Annotated in this window: 15 protein-coding genes; 8 read left to right on the top strand and 7 right to left on the bottom strand. The window is 57.9% G+C overall.

Going from position 1 to position 16,137, the window contains the following annotated elements; translation table 11 throughout:
* The first annotated feature begins 10 nt into the window (after nucleotides 1-10).
* The 5 genes from ACTRWH_RS20145 to ACTRWH_RS20125 are packed head-to-tail and all read left to right on the top strand — an operon-like array spanning nucleotide 11 to nucleotide 4,567.
* Nucleotides 11-874: a branched-chain amino acid ABC transporter permease gene (locus ACTRWH_RS20145; RefSeq protein ID WP_007155443.1), complete on the top strand. Its 864-nt coding sequence runs from the start codon at nucleotides 11-13 to the stop codon at nucleotides 872-874.
* 2 nt (nucleotides 875-876) lie between these two features.
* On the top strand, nucleotides 877-1,908 hold the full coding sequence (locus tag ACTRWH_RS20140) for an ABC transporter permease subunit (protein ID WP_462826779.1): 1,032 nt from the start codon (nucleotides 877-879) through the stop codon (nucleotides 1,906-1,908).
* Complete coding sequence (locus ACTRWH_RS20135) at nucleotides 1,901-2,671, top strand: ABC transporter ATP-binding protein (RefSeq protein ID WP_036202098.1); 771 nt, start codon at nucleotides 1,901-1,903, stop codon at nucleotides 2,669-2,671. The genes ACTRWH_RS20140 and ACTRWH_RS20135 overlap by 8 nt, the downstream gene beginning before the upstream one ends.
* Nucleotides 2,658-3,365 carry an ABC transporter ATP-binding protein gene (locus ACTRWH_RS20130; RefSeq protein WP_007155440.1) on the top strand — a complete coding sequence of 236 codons (708 nt, stop codon included), beginning with the start codon at nucleotides 2,658-2,660 and terminating at the stop codon, nucleotides 3,363-3,365. The genes ACTRWH_RS20135 and ACTRWH_RS20130 overlap by 14 nt, the downstream gene beginning before the upstream one ends.
* Nucleotides 3,366-3,418: 53 nt before the next feature.
* Nucleotides 3,419-4,567 (top strand): ABC transporter substrate-binding protein, encoded by a 1,149-nt coding sequence (locus tag ACTRWH_RS20125; RefSeq protein WP_075195540.1) that lies wholly within the window; start codon nucleotides 3,419-3,421, stop codon nucleotides 4,565-4,567.
* A 79-nt stretch (nucleotides 4,568-4,646) separates the two neighbouring features.
* Here the strand turns inward: ACTRWH_RS20125 and ACTRWH_RS20120 are convergent, their stop codons facing one another.
* The 4 genes from ACTRWH_RS20120 to ACTRWH_RS20105 are packed head-to-tail and all read right to left on the bottom strand — an operon-like array spanning nucleotide 4,647 to nucleotide 8,269.
* The gene (locus ACTRWH_RS20120) at nucleotides 4,647-5,102 is read right to left on the bottom strand and encodes a MaoC family dehydratase (protein WP_036202105.1); all 456 of its coding nucleotides are present in this window, start codon (nucleotides 5,100-5,102) and stop codon (nucleotides 4,647-4,649) included.
* A 38-nt stretch (nucleotides 5,103-5,140) separates the two neighbouring features.
* Entirely contained in the window at nucleotides 5,141-5,902 is a 762-nt protein-coding gene (locus ACTRWH_RS20115; protein WP_228210207.1) for a class II aldolase/adducin family protein, read from the bottom strand.
* 17 nt (nucleotides 5,903-5,919) lie between these two features.
* The gene (locus tag ACTRWH_RS20110) at nucleotides 5,920-7,062 is read right to left on the bottom strand and encodes an acyl-CoA dehydrogenase family protein (RefSeq protein WP_036202109.1); all 1,143 of its coding nucleotides are present in this window, start codon (nucleotides 7,060-7,062) and stop codon (nucleotides 5,920-5,922) included.
* A 10-nt stretch (nucleotides 7,063-7,072) separates the two neighbouring features.
* Nucleotides 7,073-8,269, bottom strand: a complete 1,197-nt coding sequence (locus ACTRWH_RS20105) for an acyl-CoA dehydrogenase family protein (protein WP_085681904.1) — start codon at nucleotides 8,267-8,269, stop codon at nucleotides 7,073-7,075.
* 331 nt (nucleotides 8,270-8,600) lie between these two features.
* Here ACTRWH_RS20105 and ACTRWH_RS20100 point away from each other — a divergent pair, with 331 nt between their 5' ends.
* Nucleotides 8,601-9,923, top strand: a complete 1,323-nt coding sequence (locus ACTRWH_RS20100; RefSeq protein WP_462826778.1) for a DcaP family trimeric outer membrane transporter — start codon at nucleotides 8,601-8,603, stop codon at nucleotides 9,921-9,923.
* 141 nt (nucleotides 9,924-10,064) lie between these two features.
* Here the strand turns inward: ACTRWH_RS20100 and ACTRWH_RS20095 are convergent, their stop codons facing one another.
* Together ACTRWH_RS20095 and ACTRWH_RS20090 are read right to left on the bottom strand one after the other, a co-directional pair.
* Nucleotides 10,065-11,234 carry an acyl-CoA dehydrogenase gene (locus ACTRWH_RS20095; RefSeq protein ID WP_036202119.1) on the bottom strand — a complete coding sequence of 390 codons (1,170 nt, stop codon included), beginning with the start codon at nucleotides 11,232-11,234 and terminating at the stop codon, nucleotides 10,065-10,067.
* Nucleotides 11,235-11,269: 35 nt separating this feature from the next.
* Entirely contained in the window at nucleotides 11,270-12,475 is a 1,206-nt protein-coding gene (locus tag ACTRWH_RS20090; RefSeq protein ID WP_036205534.1) for a 3-oxoadipyl-CoA thiolase, read from the bottom strand.
* 196 nt (nucleotides 12,476-12,671) lie between these two features.
* Here ACTRWH_RS20090 and ACTRWH_RS20085 point away from each other — a divergent pair, with 196 nt between their 5' ends.
* A complete protein-coding gene (locus ACTRWH_RS20085; protein ID WP_462826777.1) occupies nucleotides 12,672-14,024 on the top strand; it encodes a hypothetical protein in 1,353 nt (450 codons plus the stop codon).
* Nucleotides 14,025-14,045: 21 nt separating this feature from the next.
* Here ACTRWH_RS20085 and ACTRWH_RS20080 read toward each other — a convergent pair whose 3' ends face one another.
* Entirely contained in the window at nucleotides 14,046-14,975 is a 930-nt protein-coding gene (locus ACTRWH_RS20080) for an NAD(P)-dependent oxidoreductase (protein ID WP_462826776.1), read from the bottom strand.
* 284 nt (nucleotides 14,976-15,259) lie between these two features.
* Here ACTRWH_RS20080 and ACTRWH_RS20075 point away from each other — a divergent pair, with 284 nt between their 5' ends.
* On the top strand, nucleotides 15,260-16,084 hold the full coding sequence (locus tag ACTRWH_RS20075; protein ID WP_041335593.1) for an IclR family transcriptional regulator: 825 nt from the start codon (nucleotides 15,260-15,262) through the stop codon (nucleotides 16,082-16,084).
* Nucleotides 16,085-16,137 lie beyond the last annotated feature (53 nt).

Below are 16,137 nucleotides of genomic sequence, written 5' to 3'. Positions count from 1 at the left end.
AGGAGCACACTTGAGCCTTTTTCTACAACAAATCATCAACGGGTTAACCCTGGGGAGTATCTACGGTCTCGTAGCCCTGGGCCTGACCCTGGTCTACGGGATACTTCATATCCCCAATTTTGCCCATGGCGCGCTCTATATGGTCGGGGCATTCATGTCCTACTTTTTCATGGTGGACCTGGGCGCGCACTACTGGATTGCCATGGCCGGTTCGGCCGCGGTGGTCGCTGTCCTGGCGATACTGTGTGAGCGTCTGGTGTTCCACCCACTGAGGCATTCGCCACCGATCCACGACAAGATCGCCGCCATTGGTATTCTGCTGTTTCTGGAAGCGGTGGTGCAGATGTTCTGGGGGTCGGACTTCCGCCGTATGTCATCGCCATTTACCGGCATCATGAATTTCGACGGACTGATTATTCCTGAGCAGCGCCTGCTGATCATTGCGGGGGCGTTCGTGTTGGTAGTGGCCCTGCAGCTTTTCCTGCGCAAGACCATGACGGGGGCGACCATTATCGCCATGGCGCAGAGTCGTGAAGGTGCCTTCCTGGTGGGCATTGATGCCAACCGGGTGGCGATGATGACGTTTGCGATTTCGGGCATGCTGGCCGCGTTTGCCGCCACACTCTATGCGCCCATCAATCTGGTGTATCCCGCCATGGGGCACCTGGTCATCATGAAAGCCTTCGTCATTATCATACTCGGTGGCATGGGTAGCGTGCCTGGCGCCATTGCCGGCGGCATGATTATCGGTTTCGCCGAAGCCCTCGGAGGCTTTTACATCTCGACGTCCTATAAAGACATTATTGCCTTTGGTCTGCTGGTGCTGATTCTGTCAGTTCGTCCACAGGGCCTGTTCGCGAAGGGGGCGCACTGATCATGTTCAAAGTCGCTTCCCTGCTGATGACGCCAGCGGCCAAGTACCTGATGCTGGCCTTCGCCATACTGTTCCCGCTGATCGCCGCGAATGAGTACCAGGTGTACGTGATGGCGACCGCCTTTGTCTGGGCGATCGCGGTCTACGGCCTGAACATCATTACCGGTTTTTGCGGCCAGCTGAACCTGGCCCACGGCGGTTTTTTTGCCATCGGAGCCTACACCCTTGGCCTGCTGACTGCCGACTATGGCTGGAGCTTCTGGCCGGCCTTCCTGGGTGCGCTGGTGATGACGGCGGTGCTCGGGTTTCTCGTGGGCATCGTCTCGCTGCGCCTGAAAGAGCATTACTTTGCGATATTCACCCTGTGTGTGGGCTTTATCATCTACCTGCTGATCGACAAGTGGGAAGAGCTGACCCATGGCGCCATCGGTGTCCGAGATATCGCCGCACCCTATGGCTTTGGGTTGGTGGACTTTACAGACACCACCCCGTTCTACTACCTGGTGCTGGCCTTCCTGGTGTTCGCAATCTGGTTCATGGGGCGTTTGTCCAAGTCCCTGCTGGGTCGTACCTTCATTGCCATCCGCAACGGTGATGAACTGGCCCAGTCCCTCGGGATCAACCTGATGCGCAATAAAGTCCTCGCCTTTGTACTGTCCACGACCTATGCCGGGCTGGCAGGTGCCCTGTATGCCGGGATGGTCCGTTTCATCGGCCCGGAAGAGGCCAATATCAACCACACCTTCGACATGATCACCTATCTGCTGGTGGGCGGTATCGGCACCATTATGGGGCCGTTGCTGGGCACCGTGGGCATTGTGTGGATTACCCAGTCACTGCAGTTCCTGGAAGAGTACCGAATGATCATTTTCGGGCCGCTGCTGGTGCTGTTGGTGATCTTCTTCCCCCGGGGCATTACCGGCTCCTTCCTGACCTGGATGCATCGCAAGTCCCAGGCACTGGCGCCAACGAAAATGCGCCAGGAGAACAAGGTCAACACCGCACAGAACCGGGAGGCAGAGAGCAATGCTTAAGGTAGAAAACGTCACCAAAATGTTTGGCGGTCTGGCGGCGGTGAGCGATGTGTCGGTGGAGTTCGAAGCCGGCAGGATCAACGCCATTATCGGCCCCAACGGTGCTGGCAAGAGCACCTTTTTCAACCTTATTTCAGGCCTGCACCAGCCCACCTCCGGCCGTATCCTGCTGGACGGCGTGGACGTCACTAACCTGCCCAGCGACAGGGTCGCACGCCTGGGTGTGGGAAGGACCTTCCAGACAACCAACCTGTTTGAGCAGGCAACCGTGCTGGACAACCTGATCGTGGGGCACCGGCTGCGGACGAAATCCGGCCTGTGGGACGTGCTGATCAACAGCAAACGCCTGCAACGTGAAGAGAAGGCGGCGCGGGACAAGGCCATGGAAGCCCTGGAATTTGTGGGCCTTGCCCACGTTGCCGGGCAGTTTATTGCCGACATCACCCAGGAAGAACGCAAGCGGGTGGCCTTTGCCCTGGCACTGGCGACCGACCCCAAGATCGTCCTGCTGGATGAGCCGGCGGCCGGGGTCAATCCGGAAGAAACCGTCGGATTCGCCGCGCTGATGCGGAAAATGGTGGATGAAAAAGGACTCACCGTGTGCCTGATCGAGCACAAGATGGACATGATCATGAGCCTGGCAGACAAGATCATGGTGCTGGATCACGGTGAAAAGATTGCCGAGGGCACGCCGGAAGAAGTACGCAACAACCCGGTGGTGATCGAAGCCTATCTGGGAGGTGACGAAGATGCTGCAGCTTAACCATGTCGACGTCTGCTATGGCAGCTTCAAGGCACTGACCGATATTTCGATGACGGTGGATGCCGGGGAGCTGGTTGTTCTACTCGGGGCCAATGGCGCCGGTAAAAGCAGCCTGTTCAATGCCATTAGTGGCCTGGTAAAGCCGACGGCCGGCGAGATCCAGTTCGAAGACAAACAGCTCAACGGTATGAAAGCCAGCGCGGTCGTCGCCAGCGGCGTAGTGCAGTGTGCCGAAGGCCGAAAACTGTTTCCGCAGATGAGCGTCATGCAGAACCTGATGATGGGGGCCTACGTGCACCGACGTGATCGGCAGGGCAACCGCAAGCGCCTGAACGAAGTGTTGGAGCTGTTCCCGATCCTCGCAGACAAGGCCGATGAGCCTGCCGGATCTCTGTCCGGGGGGCAGCAACAGATGGTGGCCATCGGCCGCGCCATGATGAGCCGCCCCCGCTTGCTGATGCTGGATGAGCCATCCCTTGGCCTGGCTCCCCTGGTGGTCAAGCAAGTGTTCGAAACCGTCAAACAAATCAACAGCCTGGGCACAACCGTGCTGTTGGCAGAGCAGAATGCGTTTGCGGCCCTGAAGATTGCCCACCGTGCTTATGTTATGGAGAACGGCCATCTGGTCATGGAAGGCGACCGGGAGACGATGCTGGGCAACGAACAGGTTCGCAAGGCGTATATCGGGGCCTGACCGGCCTACAACAACAATCAGAGTGACACGCACAACACAACCAGGAGACAACAATGAAAATAGTCAGAAAACTGGGTCAGGCTGTCGCGGCGGCAACCCTTGGGATGAGCCTGTCCGCCGGTGCAATGGCGGGCGAAGTCAACATCGGATTCACCGGCCCGCTGAGTGGCGGCGCTGCTTTATACGGTGAAAACACGCTGTCCGGGCTGCGAATGGCGGTGGCGGAAATCAACGCGGCGGGCGGTTTTGACCTGAACGGCGAAAAGACCACGGTCAACCTGGTCCCCCTGGACGATCGTTACTCACCGGCGCAGGCGGCGACCAATGCCAAGCGACTGAAGCAGGAGTCCAACGTGTCGGCGGTGTTCGTGCCTCACTCCGGTGGTATTTTCGCCCTCCAGGACTTCAACGAGAAAGACAATTTTCTGGTGATGGCCTACTCCAGCGTGCCCAGCATCACCGAAAAGGGCAACAGCCTGACGTTGCGTATTCCTCCCACCTTTGATGGCTACGTGCGGGCCTTTACCGACTACGCCCTTGAGCACGAGGGCAAGAAGCTGGGCATGGGCGGCGCAACCCACGAATACGCCAAAATCTGGGGTGCCATGATCAAGAAAGAGTGGGAGTCCAAAGGGGGAGAAGTGGTTTCTGACAACCCCATGGACTACAACAAATCGGCGGATTTCTTTACCGGCGTCAGCCGTATCATTTCAGAAAGCCCGGACGTGATGTTTGTGGGCGGCGCCTCCGAGCCGACCGGTCTGGTGGTGCAACAGGCCCGCCAGATGGGCTTTCAGGGCGGCTTTATCGTGATGGACCAGGCCAAGATTGACGAAGTGGCCCAGGTAGCCGGTGGCCTGGACATGGTGGAAGGCGCCATCGGCGTGGTTCCACTGAGCGTCTATGACACCCCGGCGGCCAAAGACTTCATCAAGCGCTACAAGGCCGAGTACGACAAAATGCCCGGATCCGAAGCCGCCTACAACTACCTGGCGCTGCACGCCCTGGTGGAAGCCATGGACGCCACCGAGTCCACCGACCCGAAAACCATCCGTGCTGCGATCGGCGATGCCCTGAAAAACATGGACACCCGCAAGAACCCGTACGAAGTCACCGAAGTCACCGAAAACGGTGGTTTCGTGACGGAGACGACCTTGGCCGTGGTGAAAGACGGCGAGATTGTTCGGGAAGAGATCAAGTGATGGGGGTATCAGCACCCATCTGAATGAGAAAAGGGGCCCAAGGGCCCCTTTTTTTGTGTTGCTTCTGGCGTCTGACCGATCAGGCCACGTACATCACCAGGTTCTCTGCCACGCAGGCAGGCTTGTCCTCTCCACGGATTTCCACGGTGGTTCGGTAGGTGGCCAGCGTGCGCTGATCATCCACCCTGGACACATCCAGCAATTCCATCTTGCTACGGATATCCGCCCCGGATTTCACCGCCGCAGGAAAGCGCAGCTTATTGATGCCGTAGTTTATGCTGGCGCCTTTGCCCTGCACGTCAATGACCTCCTGATTCAGCAGTGGAATCAGCGACGCGGTCAGAAACCCATGGGCGACGGGGCTCTTCCACGGCGTTTCCCGCGTGGCCCGCTCAACATCCAGATGAATCCACTGGTGATCGCCCGTGGCGTCCGCAAACGCCTGAATCATCTCCTGGGTGACGGTTTTCCAAGGGCTATGGCCAATGGTAGTGCCGCAAAAATGTTCAAGATCGTTTAATTCAACAGAGAGCATATCTGCTTCCATGGTGCACAAGGTGCAAAGTCAGAGACTCAAACAGCGTACCCGGGATTCTTGCTATCCAGAAGCCGAACCAATGCGGGCCAGGTCAATGCCGCCGCACTACCCAGCGACTGAGACTGGTCAGCGGTTGTCTGAATGGCCTGCTCTGACGGCATGCAGGTTGGCCCACAACTCTGGGCCTTGACCTGGATCTCGCAGGCCTTCATCAGAAAATACAGATAGGTGAACGTCTCCGGCACGTCCTTGCCCGCCGTCAGCACCCCGTGATTGCGCAGCATCATCATCGACTTGTCACCCAGATCTCTGATCAGCCGCTCGCGCTCATCCAGGTTCAGCGCCACACCTTCATAATCGTGATAGCTCAGGTGATTCAGGCACAGCATCGCCGTCTGGCTCAGGGGCAACAGACCATCCCGGTGCGCCGACACAGCCACCCCATCCGGCGCGTGCAGGTGCATCACCGCACCGGCATCCTCGCGGCCCATGTGAACGGCACTGTGAATGGTGAATCCGGCCGGGTTGACACGGGAGAGACCGCCAGACTCCACCACCTGGCCGTCCTTATCCACCTTCACCAGTGACGACGCGGTGATTTCATGAAACAGAAGCCCATAGGGGTTGATCAGGAAATGATGATCCGGCCCCGGCACCCGTGCCGAAAGGTGGGTGAACACCAGATCGTCCCAGCCAAACAGCGCCACCAGGCGATAGGCGGCGGCCAGCTCGGTACGGACCTTCCATTCGGCTTTTCTCAGATCCCGTTGTGATGACTGATCGTCGGTTGTCGTCATGATGAGAGCCTCAGTTGTCAGCCTGCCTGCAACAAAGTGGCATACTGCTCCAGATGGAAATCGTCATCCCCCAACTGGTGATTGATGGCGATCAGCCGCTTCGCGTAGTGGGCAAAGTTGTACTCCCAGGTCATGCCGATACCACCGTGGGACTGAATGCCGGCCTCGGAGATGAATTGACCGGCACGGCCAATCACGTTCTTGGCGGCGGCCAGCACGCGGCGGCGTTCATCACTGGGTTCGCTGTCGGCGACGCTGGCGGCAAGAATTGCCATGGAACGAGCCTGCTCCAGTTCCGACATCATATCCACCATACGGTGCTGCAACACCTGGAACCGGCCGATAGGCACGCCAAACTGCTTGCGCTGTTTGAGGTAATCCAGAGTCAGCTCATTGGCCATTTCCATGACGCCCACAGCCTCGGCGCAGATGGCGGCGATGGCGCGACCGGCCTGATACTCGATCACCCCGGCAGCCTTGCCTTCTTCTCCCAGCAACGCGTCGGCACCGACCTGGACGTTGTTCAAGGTAATGTCACAGCCGCGGGAGCCGTCGATAGTGGGGTAAGCTCGGCGCTCAACGCCAGCGGTATCCGGGCTCAGGGCAAACAGGCTGATGCCGTCGGCATCGCGGGCGTCGCCTGAGGTGCGTGCGGACACCACGATCAGGTCGGCACAGTGGCCGCTGATCACCACGGCCTTGCGGCCGTTCAGAGCATAGCCCTCGCCGTTTTTCTCGGCACGGGTTTCCACGTTATTCAGGTCATAGAAGCTCTGGGGCTCTTGCAGGCCTACAGCGGCTTTCAGTTCGCCGCTGGCGATGCCGGCCAGCCAGGTGTCTTTCTGGCTGTCGTTGCCTGCCTGGCCAATCAGGCCGCCGCCCAGAATAATGGACTGCACATATGGCTCCAGGCAAAGCCCGCGGCCCAGCTCAGTCATAACGGACTGAACTTCCACACCGCTGCCGCCAAAGCCACCGAGTTCCTCGGAAAAAGGTACAGCGGTCAGGCCCAGCTCGCTAAGCTGCTGCCAGAAATCGGCGCTGAAGCCCAGTTCCGTCTCACTGAACGCCAGTCGTTTTTCAAAACTGTACTCACCGCGCACCAGCCGTTCCACGGTGTCCTGCAGCATCTGCTGCTCTTCATTAAGTCGGAAATCCATGGTCGTCTCCTTAAAGCCCGAGAATCATTTTCGACACGATGTTCTTCTGGATCTCATTGGATCCGCCGAAGATCGACAGCTTGCGGTTGTTGAAGTACTGGGCCGACAGGGGAGCGGCATCTTTATCCGACAGGAAGTCGCCCTCGTAATCCATATCCATCTCCTCTTCGAGGAACGGCAGGGCATAGGGCCCGATCGCGCGGCGGGCGAGATCATTGATGGCCTGGCGGATCTCGGTGCCTTTTACTTTCAGCATGGAACTTTCCGCACCCGGCACACCGCCACCTTCAACAGAGGCAATAATACGCAGGTTGCTGATGGCGGCTGCCGTGAGGTCGATTTCCACTTTGGCGATGCGCTGACTGAATGAGGGGTCCTCAAGCAGCGGCCGACCGTTTTTCAGGCGGCGTGATGCCAGGTTTTTCAGGTGCGACAGTGCTGCCTTGGACATACCGATACCGGCCAGGCCGGTGCGCTCGTAAGTCAGAAGATACTTGGCATAGGTCCAGCCTTTATCCTCTTCGCCCACCAGGTTCTCAACCGGCACCTTCACGTCCTCGAAGAACACTTCGTTAACTTCATGCTCACCATCCAGAGTGATGATGGGGCGCACGGTAATGCCCGGTGTGTCCATATCGATGAGCAGGAACGAAATACCTTCCTGGTTCTTGACCTCGGTGTTGGTACGCACCAGGCAGAAGATCATGTTGGCGTGCTGGCCCAGGGTGGTCCAGGTTTTCTGGCCGTTAACAATGTAATGGTCGCCATCACGCACAGCACGGGTTTTAAGAGACGCCAGGTCAGAGCCCGCGCCGGGTTCGGAATACCCCTGGCACCACCAGTCCTCGCCGCTGAGGATGCGCGGCAGGTACGTCTGCTTCTGTTCCTCGCTGCCGAACTTGATGATCACCGGCGCCACCATATTCACCCCGAACGGGATGGAGCGGGGAACGCCGTAACGGCAGGATTCTTCGTCCCAGATGTGCTTTTGCACGGGCGTCCACTCTACACCGCCGTACTCTTCCGGCCAGTGGGTCGCGTACCAGCCCTGCTCGCAAAGGATTTTCTGCCAGCGCTGATGGTCCTCTTTGGACAGGCGGCGGAATCCTTTCACTTTGGCGGCGATGTCGGCCGGCAGCTTTTCATCCAGGAACGCACGCACTTCGTCACGGAAGGCGAGTTCCTCGGCGGTGTAGTTCATGTTCATCGAATCAACCTCGTTAATGCATTACAGCGAAAATATATACCGCATAGCAGAATTACTCAATGATCTTTTATGGGTTGCTCGTCTGTCAATGCTAATGAAACAACAAAATACAGAGTAATTACCGATTTCATTAAAATTTGGTTTCACTCACTTGTTGATAACAAAAGTATTGTCTATATTCGAAAACACGGAAGCTGGTACTGCTATGCGAAACCTAACAATCACAAAATACTGCACAGTGAAACAGCGTGATTGATTTGGTGTGTCCCAGTGCCGGCACCGGAACGTCCAATAACAACGACATGAAATCAACTCCGTTAAGAGGTTTGAGATGACAACAACAATACCTTCCCAGGTGCGTCCCTTGCTCCGAGCCGTGGTTATTGCCGGGCTGCCGCTGATGGCCATCGGTTCCGGCTCCGCGCTGGCGCAAAGCACTGAGCTGGACGAACTGCGAGAGCGGGTCCAACAGCTGGAAAAAAAACTGGAAGGCGCGGTGTCTACCGCGCCTGAATTGACAGAAGACAACCCCTATTTGCTGCGAGACGGCGACGGGATCAAGATTGGAAGCACAACGATTTCATTCGGTGGTTTTATCAAGGCCGACGCTATTTTTGGTTCCCACGGGAATGGCAGCCTGAACAGCTACAGCATTGGTTTGCCGAGAACCTTCGCGAGTGCCGCGGCTTCGGATGAAAGCGACTGGAAGACCGGTTTCTCGGCCCGGGAATCACGGATCAGTATCGGCACCAAAACCGAGGATGTCGTCGGTCACACGCTGACCACCTACCTGGAGATGGACTTTAACCAGGACCTTAACGACGGCATGAATGAAACCGGTAACGAGATCGTGTCCAACAGTTATTCCCCCCGTTTGCGCCAGGCCTACGGTTCCTGGAACGGCTGGGATTTTGGTCAGACCTACACCACGTTCACCGACCTGGCGGCCATGCCGGAAATTCTTGATCAGGGCAAGCAAGCGGCTTTTATCTACGCAACCCAGCCCATGATTCGCTACAACATGGCTGCGCCAGGCGGGAAGCTAATGGTTTCCCTGGAGAATCCCGAAGACGGCTACTACGGCAACTCCTACGACGATCAGTCCTACCCGGACCTCGCTATGCGGTATCAGATTCGAGGTAACTACGGGTTTTACTCCATTGCCGGTTTGCTGCGGAATTTTGAAGACGACGCAGCGGATGAAACCATAACTGACGGAGCCGTGTCTTTGAGCGCCCGCATTCCGACGGTTGGCCGTGATGATCTGCGCCTGCAGTACAGCTATGGCGCGCTCGGCCGGTACATGGGCCTGCTGACCTACCCGGACGTGGATCTGGCAGCCCTTGCCCAAGGCGATGTCGAGCCTCTCAAGACCTATGGTGCCACTGCGGCCTATCGCCACTTCTGGTCGCCTGCATGGCGTAGCACCCTGACGGTCTCGCACACGGAAATTGTTGATGATCTGGTTGCACCGCCTGCCGGAACGTTGAGTTACTTCGACTCGTCGACCTCGGTTCACGCCAACATACTATGGTCTGCCCACCGCAATCTGACGCTGGGGCTGGAGTACGCCTATTGGGATTTCGGTGAGATTGCCACCAGTAGCAGCATGCAGTATGAGCAGGTCATGGCTTCCGCGAAATTGAGCTTCTGATCGATAAACGTCTGACATAAACCAATTCTAAGGTGCTTTTATGCATCCTTGCCTCGGAGTGCTCCCCCGCTCCGGGGCTTTTTTGTGGGCATAAAAAAAGCAGAGCCGGAGCTCTGCTTTTTGGAGCTATGGGCAGCAGGATCAGCTGAAAGCCTGAATCCCGGTCTGTCCGCGGCCCAGAATCAGGGCGTGGACATCGTGAGTACCTTCATAGGTATTCACCGCTTCCAGGTTCATCACGTGGCGGATGACATGGTATTCGTCGGCGATACCATTGCCGCCGTGCATGTCACGGGCTACCCGTGCAATGTCCAGGGCCTTGCCGCAGTTGTTGCGCTTGAGCATGGAGATGGCGTCCGTCGAGTAGTTGCCGGCGTCTATCATACGGCCCAGTTGCAAGGCGCCCTGAAGGCCCAGGGTGATCTCGGTCTGCATATCCGCCAGCTTCTTCTGGATCAGCTGATTGGCCGCCAGAGGCTTGCCAAACTGCTTGCGCTCGAGCGTGTAATTGAGGGCTGCGTGCCAGCAGAACTCGGCAGCGCCCATGGAGCCCCAACTGATGCCGAAACGGGCCTTGTTCAGGCAACTGAAAGGACCTTTCAGACCTTCCACGTCGAGCTTGTTCTCGTCCGGGACAAAGACTTCGTCCATAAAGATGGACCCGGTCTCGGAAGCCCGCAGGGAAAACTTACCCTCAATCTTCGGCGTGTCCAGACCCTTGGCACCTTCGCGTTCGATCACGAAACCGGTGATTTTGCCCTCGAGCTTAGCCCAGACCACGCAAACATCGGCAATGGGGGAGTTGGTGATCCAGGTTTTGGAGCCACTGACCAGATAGCCGCCGTCGACTTTCTTGGCGCGGGTTTCCATGTTGCCCGGGTCAGACCCATGGTTGGGCTCGGTCAGGCCAAAGCAGCCCACTTTTTCGCCGGATGCCAGTTGGGGCAGGATGCGTTTTTTCAGGGCTTCCTGGCCAAAGGCGTGAATCGGGTGAATAACCAATGACGACTGGACACTCAGGGCTGAACGATAGGCGCTATCAACCCGTTCCACTTCGCGGGCAATCAGGCCGTAGCACACGTGGTTCAGGCCGGGGCCGCCGTATTCTTCCGGCAGGGTAGCGCCGAGCATGCCCAGATCGCCCATGTCGGTAAAAATGGAACGGTCGAACTTCTCATGCCGGTTCGCTTCGGTAATGCCGGGCATCAGGCGCTGATCGCAGAACGAACGGATACTGTCACGTACCTGACGCTCGGTTTCATCCAGTTGCTTGTCGAACTGCAGCAGGTCATCCCAGGGTGCGGAAGCCATGGTGTGTCTCCTCAGAAAATTAGTCGGTTGCTCTTTTAATCAGATACTCGCTCAATAACAGCCGCAATGCCTTGGCCAACGCCAATGCACATGCTGATTAATGCGTAACGTCCGCCACTGCGTTCAAGCTGGCGGGTGGCGGTCAATGCAATCCGTGCACCGGACGCCCCAAGGGGGTGGCCAACCGCAATGGCGCCACCGTTGGGGTTCAGCCTGGAATCGGTCGGGTCGATGCCCAGTTTGTGGGTGCAGCCAAGAACCTGGGCCGCAAAGGCTTCGTTGATCTCGATGACGTCCATATCGTTGATGCCGAGGCCCGCGCGGGCGAGGGCCTTCTCGCTGGCGGGTACCGGGCCGTAGCCCATGACCTGTGGCGGAACACCGGCGATCGCTGCGGATACAATACGGGCACGGGGCTGAATACCGGCCTTTTCGCCGGCTTTGCGAGAGCCGATGATCAGGGCCGCGGCGCCATCGTTGATGCCCGAGGCGTTGCCGGCAGTCACCACGCCTCCTTCGAACAGCGGGCGCAGGCCGGCCAGTGCCTCGTGGGTGGACTGAGGCCGCGGATGCTCATCGCTGTTCACGCTGACGGGTGGTTTTTTCCGGCCCTGAGGGACGTCAATGGGCATAATCTCTTCATTATAGAAGCCATCTTTCAGGGCAGCGTCGTATCGGGCCTGGCTCTGAGCGGCAAACTGATCCACGGTGTCCCGGCTGAGGTTGAGCTCCCTGGCAATGTTGTCGGCGGTTTCGGGCATGGTGTCGGCACCGAAGTCGGCCTCAATGCGAGGGTTGGGGAAGCGGGCCCCGATGGTGCTGTCAAAGGCACGAAAGTCGCGGCTGAACGGGCTTTCGCTCTTGGCCATCACAAACGGTGCCCGGCTCATGCTTTCAGCGCCGCCGGCGACAAACAGCTCGCCCTCATCGCAGCGAACCGCCCTGGCGGCGTCGATGATGGCTGCCAGGCCAGAGCCACACAGGCGGTTAACGGTCAGGCCACCGGTTTCAACAGGAAGGCCGGCCAACAGCCCGGCGTGGCGGGCCAGGTTTCGGGCGTCCTCGCCGGCCTGGTTGGTGCAACCGGCAATAACGTCTTCGTAGGCCTCAAGGGCAAAGGCGTTGCGCTCAACCAGCGCTTTGATAACGCTGGCCAGAAGGTTGTCAGGGCGAACCCTGGCCAGTGCGCCGGCGTGTCGACCGAAGGGTGTTCGTAGCCCATCGTAGATGAAAGCGCTCATGGCATCTCCCATTTGATCAGACATGGTTCCCATTGTGATCTTCCGTTTGTAAGGAGGGAAGGGGTGGGCTTGTCATGTCATTAGTGTTGATATAGTTTCGTATAGCGGAACTAAGTTTTGTATATTGGTTGTTGAAGACTAATCCGGGTCTGTTTGAAATGCAACCGATACCACCAACCAAGGTCAGTAATCTGCTATGAGCCGTTTTCTGGTTCCTGCTGCGGTTTTTCTGGAGCTTTTGGCGCTTTGCCTTTCCAGCATAAAGGTCAGTGCCTTTGCGGGTGTGTTGTTTGTGCTTTATTTCACGCTGGCGCTGAGGCGGCTGCAATCTTATTCCCGTTACCTGTTCCTGATCTCGCTGGTTGTGATCGGTTATCTGGGGGTTATCCGGCAACTGGCAGCCGAGGATCTGATGCGTGCCGCGTCCAACGCTGCCTTTTATGCGGCGTTCCTGGGAAGCCTGGGGATGATGCAATGCCTGGTTCGACGGCTTGAGATGCTGCAGCGTATACACGATGTGCTGCTAGGTGGTCGCCCGGCGTTGCTGTACCCGAAATACGCGGTGGTGAGTTGCGGCATTGCGTCAGTGCTGAACTTCGGCGTGATGAACCTGCTTTGCGGCACGTTGTCGGATACCCTGCGGCAGCGGGGTATTACCGGGGCTTCGCGGGTGCGCTGGTTGCGCAGTGTGCTGATCAGTACATTGCGAGGATTTGCGCTGGTGCCGCTGGTTGCGCCAACCAGTGTTGCGGTCGCCATTATTGCCCGTGAAGTACCCTCCCTGAGCTGGTCGGGCCTGCTGCCCTATGGCATTGGCAGCGCGGTGTTGCTGGTTCTGGTGGGATGGGGGTTGGAGCACAAGCGTTTTCGTCGGGTCAGCGGTGAGCGCGAACCGCTGGAAGCCTGGCCGGCTGGAAGTGGGCGGCTGTTGTTGCTGGTATTGATCATCTTCACGGCGATGGGCCTGCTGGTGCAGTTAACGGAACTGAAAGTGTCAGTGGCCGCGATGCTGACGGTGCCGGTGGTCACCCTTCTTTATATGTTCTGGCACGATCGCTCGCCAGCTATGGCGGTACGGGAAGCCACCGACAATATGCTCGGTATGAGCAACGAGATGTCGATCTTCGCAGGTTCCGCCGGGTTGGGCGTGGCGTTGGTCTCGGTGATTCCGGCGGATGCCCTGGCAGGCATGGCGACTGGTGAGCTGGGCGTATTTTTACTGGCTGTGGGTGGGTTATTAATGATGCCGATGCTCTCAGCCATCGGCATCATCCCGATTACTGTGCTGAGTGTTCAGGCAGGGTTGATGCCGCAATTGGTCGCCGAGGGCGTGAACCCCCTGCCGATTGCGGTCGCCCTGGTGATTGGTTTCTCCCTTGCCATGATGCTGTCGCCGTTCGGCCCGGCCGTTATGCTGCTGTCACGATTCGGGCAGGTGTCACGCTGGGTGGTGGCGTTTGGTTGGAACGGCGCTTTTGTCCTGCTCTCCATTCCGTTGTTATTGCTGATGCTGTGGGGGATATTTGTGGTGGCGCCGGCCACTGGCTGACCGGCGCAAATGTATAGGGTTTCAATAGCCTCGGCTGGGGTCCACGATGCCGGAAATCGGCTGACCGTTGTGGTGTGCCTGGATCTTACCGGTGATCTGCTCCAGGGTGGCCTCCCTCAGGGTGCGCGCCGAGATATGTGGCGTAATGGTGATCTCCGGCCGCTGCCAGAAGGGGTGATCCGCGGGCAGGGGTTCCTGGCGAAACACATCCAGGGACGCCCGGGCGACATGCCCGTCTTCGATGGCTTTGATCAGGTCCTTTTCCACCAGGTGTTCTCCCCGGCCCACGTTGATCACCACGGCTTTGGGCATGAGTTGGCTGAGGTGCTGGTGATTGAGGATGTCCCGGGTTTCGTCGGTCAGTGGAAGAGTGTTCACCAGAACGCGGGTTGATTGCAGGAAATCGGTCAGGTTTTCGGTACCGGAAAAGGTCGAGACGCCGTCCAGGTCGTGCTTGCTGCGGGCCCAGCCGTTGACCCGGTAATCCAGGCCGGCGAGGGTACGTGCCACCCGCTTGCCAATATGGCCAAGGCCCATGACGCCTACTGGCCACTCACTGCGCTTGATCGGGCGATGAATTTTCCAGGTACCCTGGCGTTGCTGCTCGCGGTAGGTTTCCATGCCCCGGCTGGCTTCCAGTAGCTGGTGCAACACGTATTCCGCCATTTGCGCGGACATGCCGGCATCTTCCAGGCGCACGATGGGCAGTTGAGGTGGCAGATTGGGCACGGCCAGCAACCCATCAATTCCCGCGCCCAGGTTAAACACGGCTTTGAGCTTTTTTTCGCGCTCAAACAGTTGTTCCGGTGGTTGCCAGACAATGGCGTAATCGGCATCCACCGCCGGGCCGTTGGCGTCCCATACGTGAACCTCGGCTTCCGGAAGCAGCTCCTTTATGGGAACGGTCCAGCGCTCCGGTTTGGGGTCTCCTGCTACAAATAGAACTTTCATGTGCTCTCCGGGGTTGTCATCGGCTTCTAATTCAGTTACCAAGTTTCACATTGCAGAATAATATACCGCAAACTATCCGTAAACCCGGGGTCTTGTGTCGCGATATTGGAAGAGAATTGAAACATAAAGGAAGAGTGTTTCATATTTGGCACGACTTTTGATAATGGTTTCTGGTACTTGATATCTGCAGCGATTAAAATACCGCATCTTTTCTTACTATCCGAACATAGCCCCGGTAGTCCGGGCACAGCGGATCAGGCGCAGCTGTTGGAGGACGCCCGTTTATGACAAAAGCACAAGCCACCCCGCCGGAACTCCTGGCAGCATCCGGTGATGGTGAACCGGTAAAGCCTGAGAAAGATCGCAAGTTTGTAGAGGCACTTTCCCGTGGCCTGGATGTGCTTCGCGCCTTTAGCCAGGGCTCGGTGATTCTGGGCAATCAGGACATCGCGCGCCTGACCGGGCTGCCGAAACCCACCGTTTCGCGCATGACCTACACCCTGACCAAGCTGGGTTACCTCAGTTATAACGCCCAGTTGGAAAAGTACCAGCTCAGCTCCGGCGTATTGGCACTTGGTTACGCCTACGTTTCCAACCTTAAAGTGCGCCAGCTGGCTAAGCCTTACATGGACGAGTTTGCCCGTCAGACCAACATGTCCGTGGGCCTGACGTGCCGCGATCGTCTGCACATGATCTATGTGGAAAATCGCCTGCCGCCGGAAGCATCGCTGCTGCGTATGGATATCGGTCTGAAGCTGCCCATGGCCACCACATCGGCCGGTCGAGCCTACTACTGTGCCATTTCGGATAAAGGCCGCAAGGTCATCACGGATGCCATGGAAGCCAAGTATGGTGACGCCTGGCCGGAGAAGCAGGAGGGCCTTGAGCGCTCGATGGAAGACTACAAGAAGTATGGCTTCTGCCTGTCGCTCGGCGAGTGGGATCGCAACATCAACTCTGCGGGTGTGCCCATTCACCTGCAGGATGGCACCATTATGGCGCTGACTTGTGCGGCGCCTTCCTATCTGATTTCCGGGGAAAAGCTGCGGGAATCCATTGCTCACCAACTGGCGATGCTGGCCAGCGATATTGAATCGCTCGGTGTTTGATTTTGCGGGCTAACTGATAAAGCGTGGGCCCGGACGGGGATCTCTCTCCGAAA

This window comes from Marinobacter sp. G5_S1_61_S3 (genome assembly GCF_054968585.1).
The sequence above is the reverse complement of the archived record's forward strand: the minus strand, read 5'-3'. Positions and strand labels throughout refer to the sequence as shown.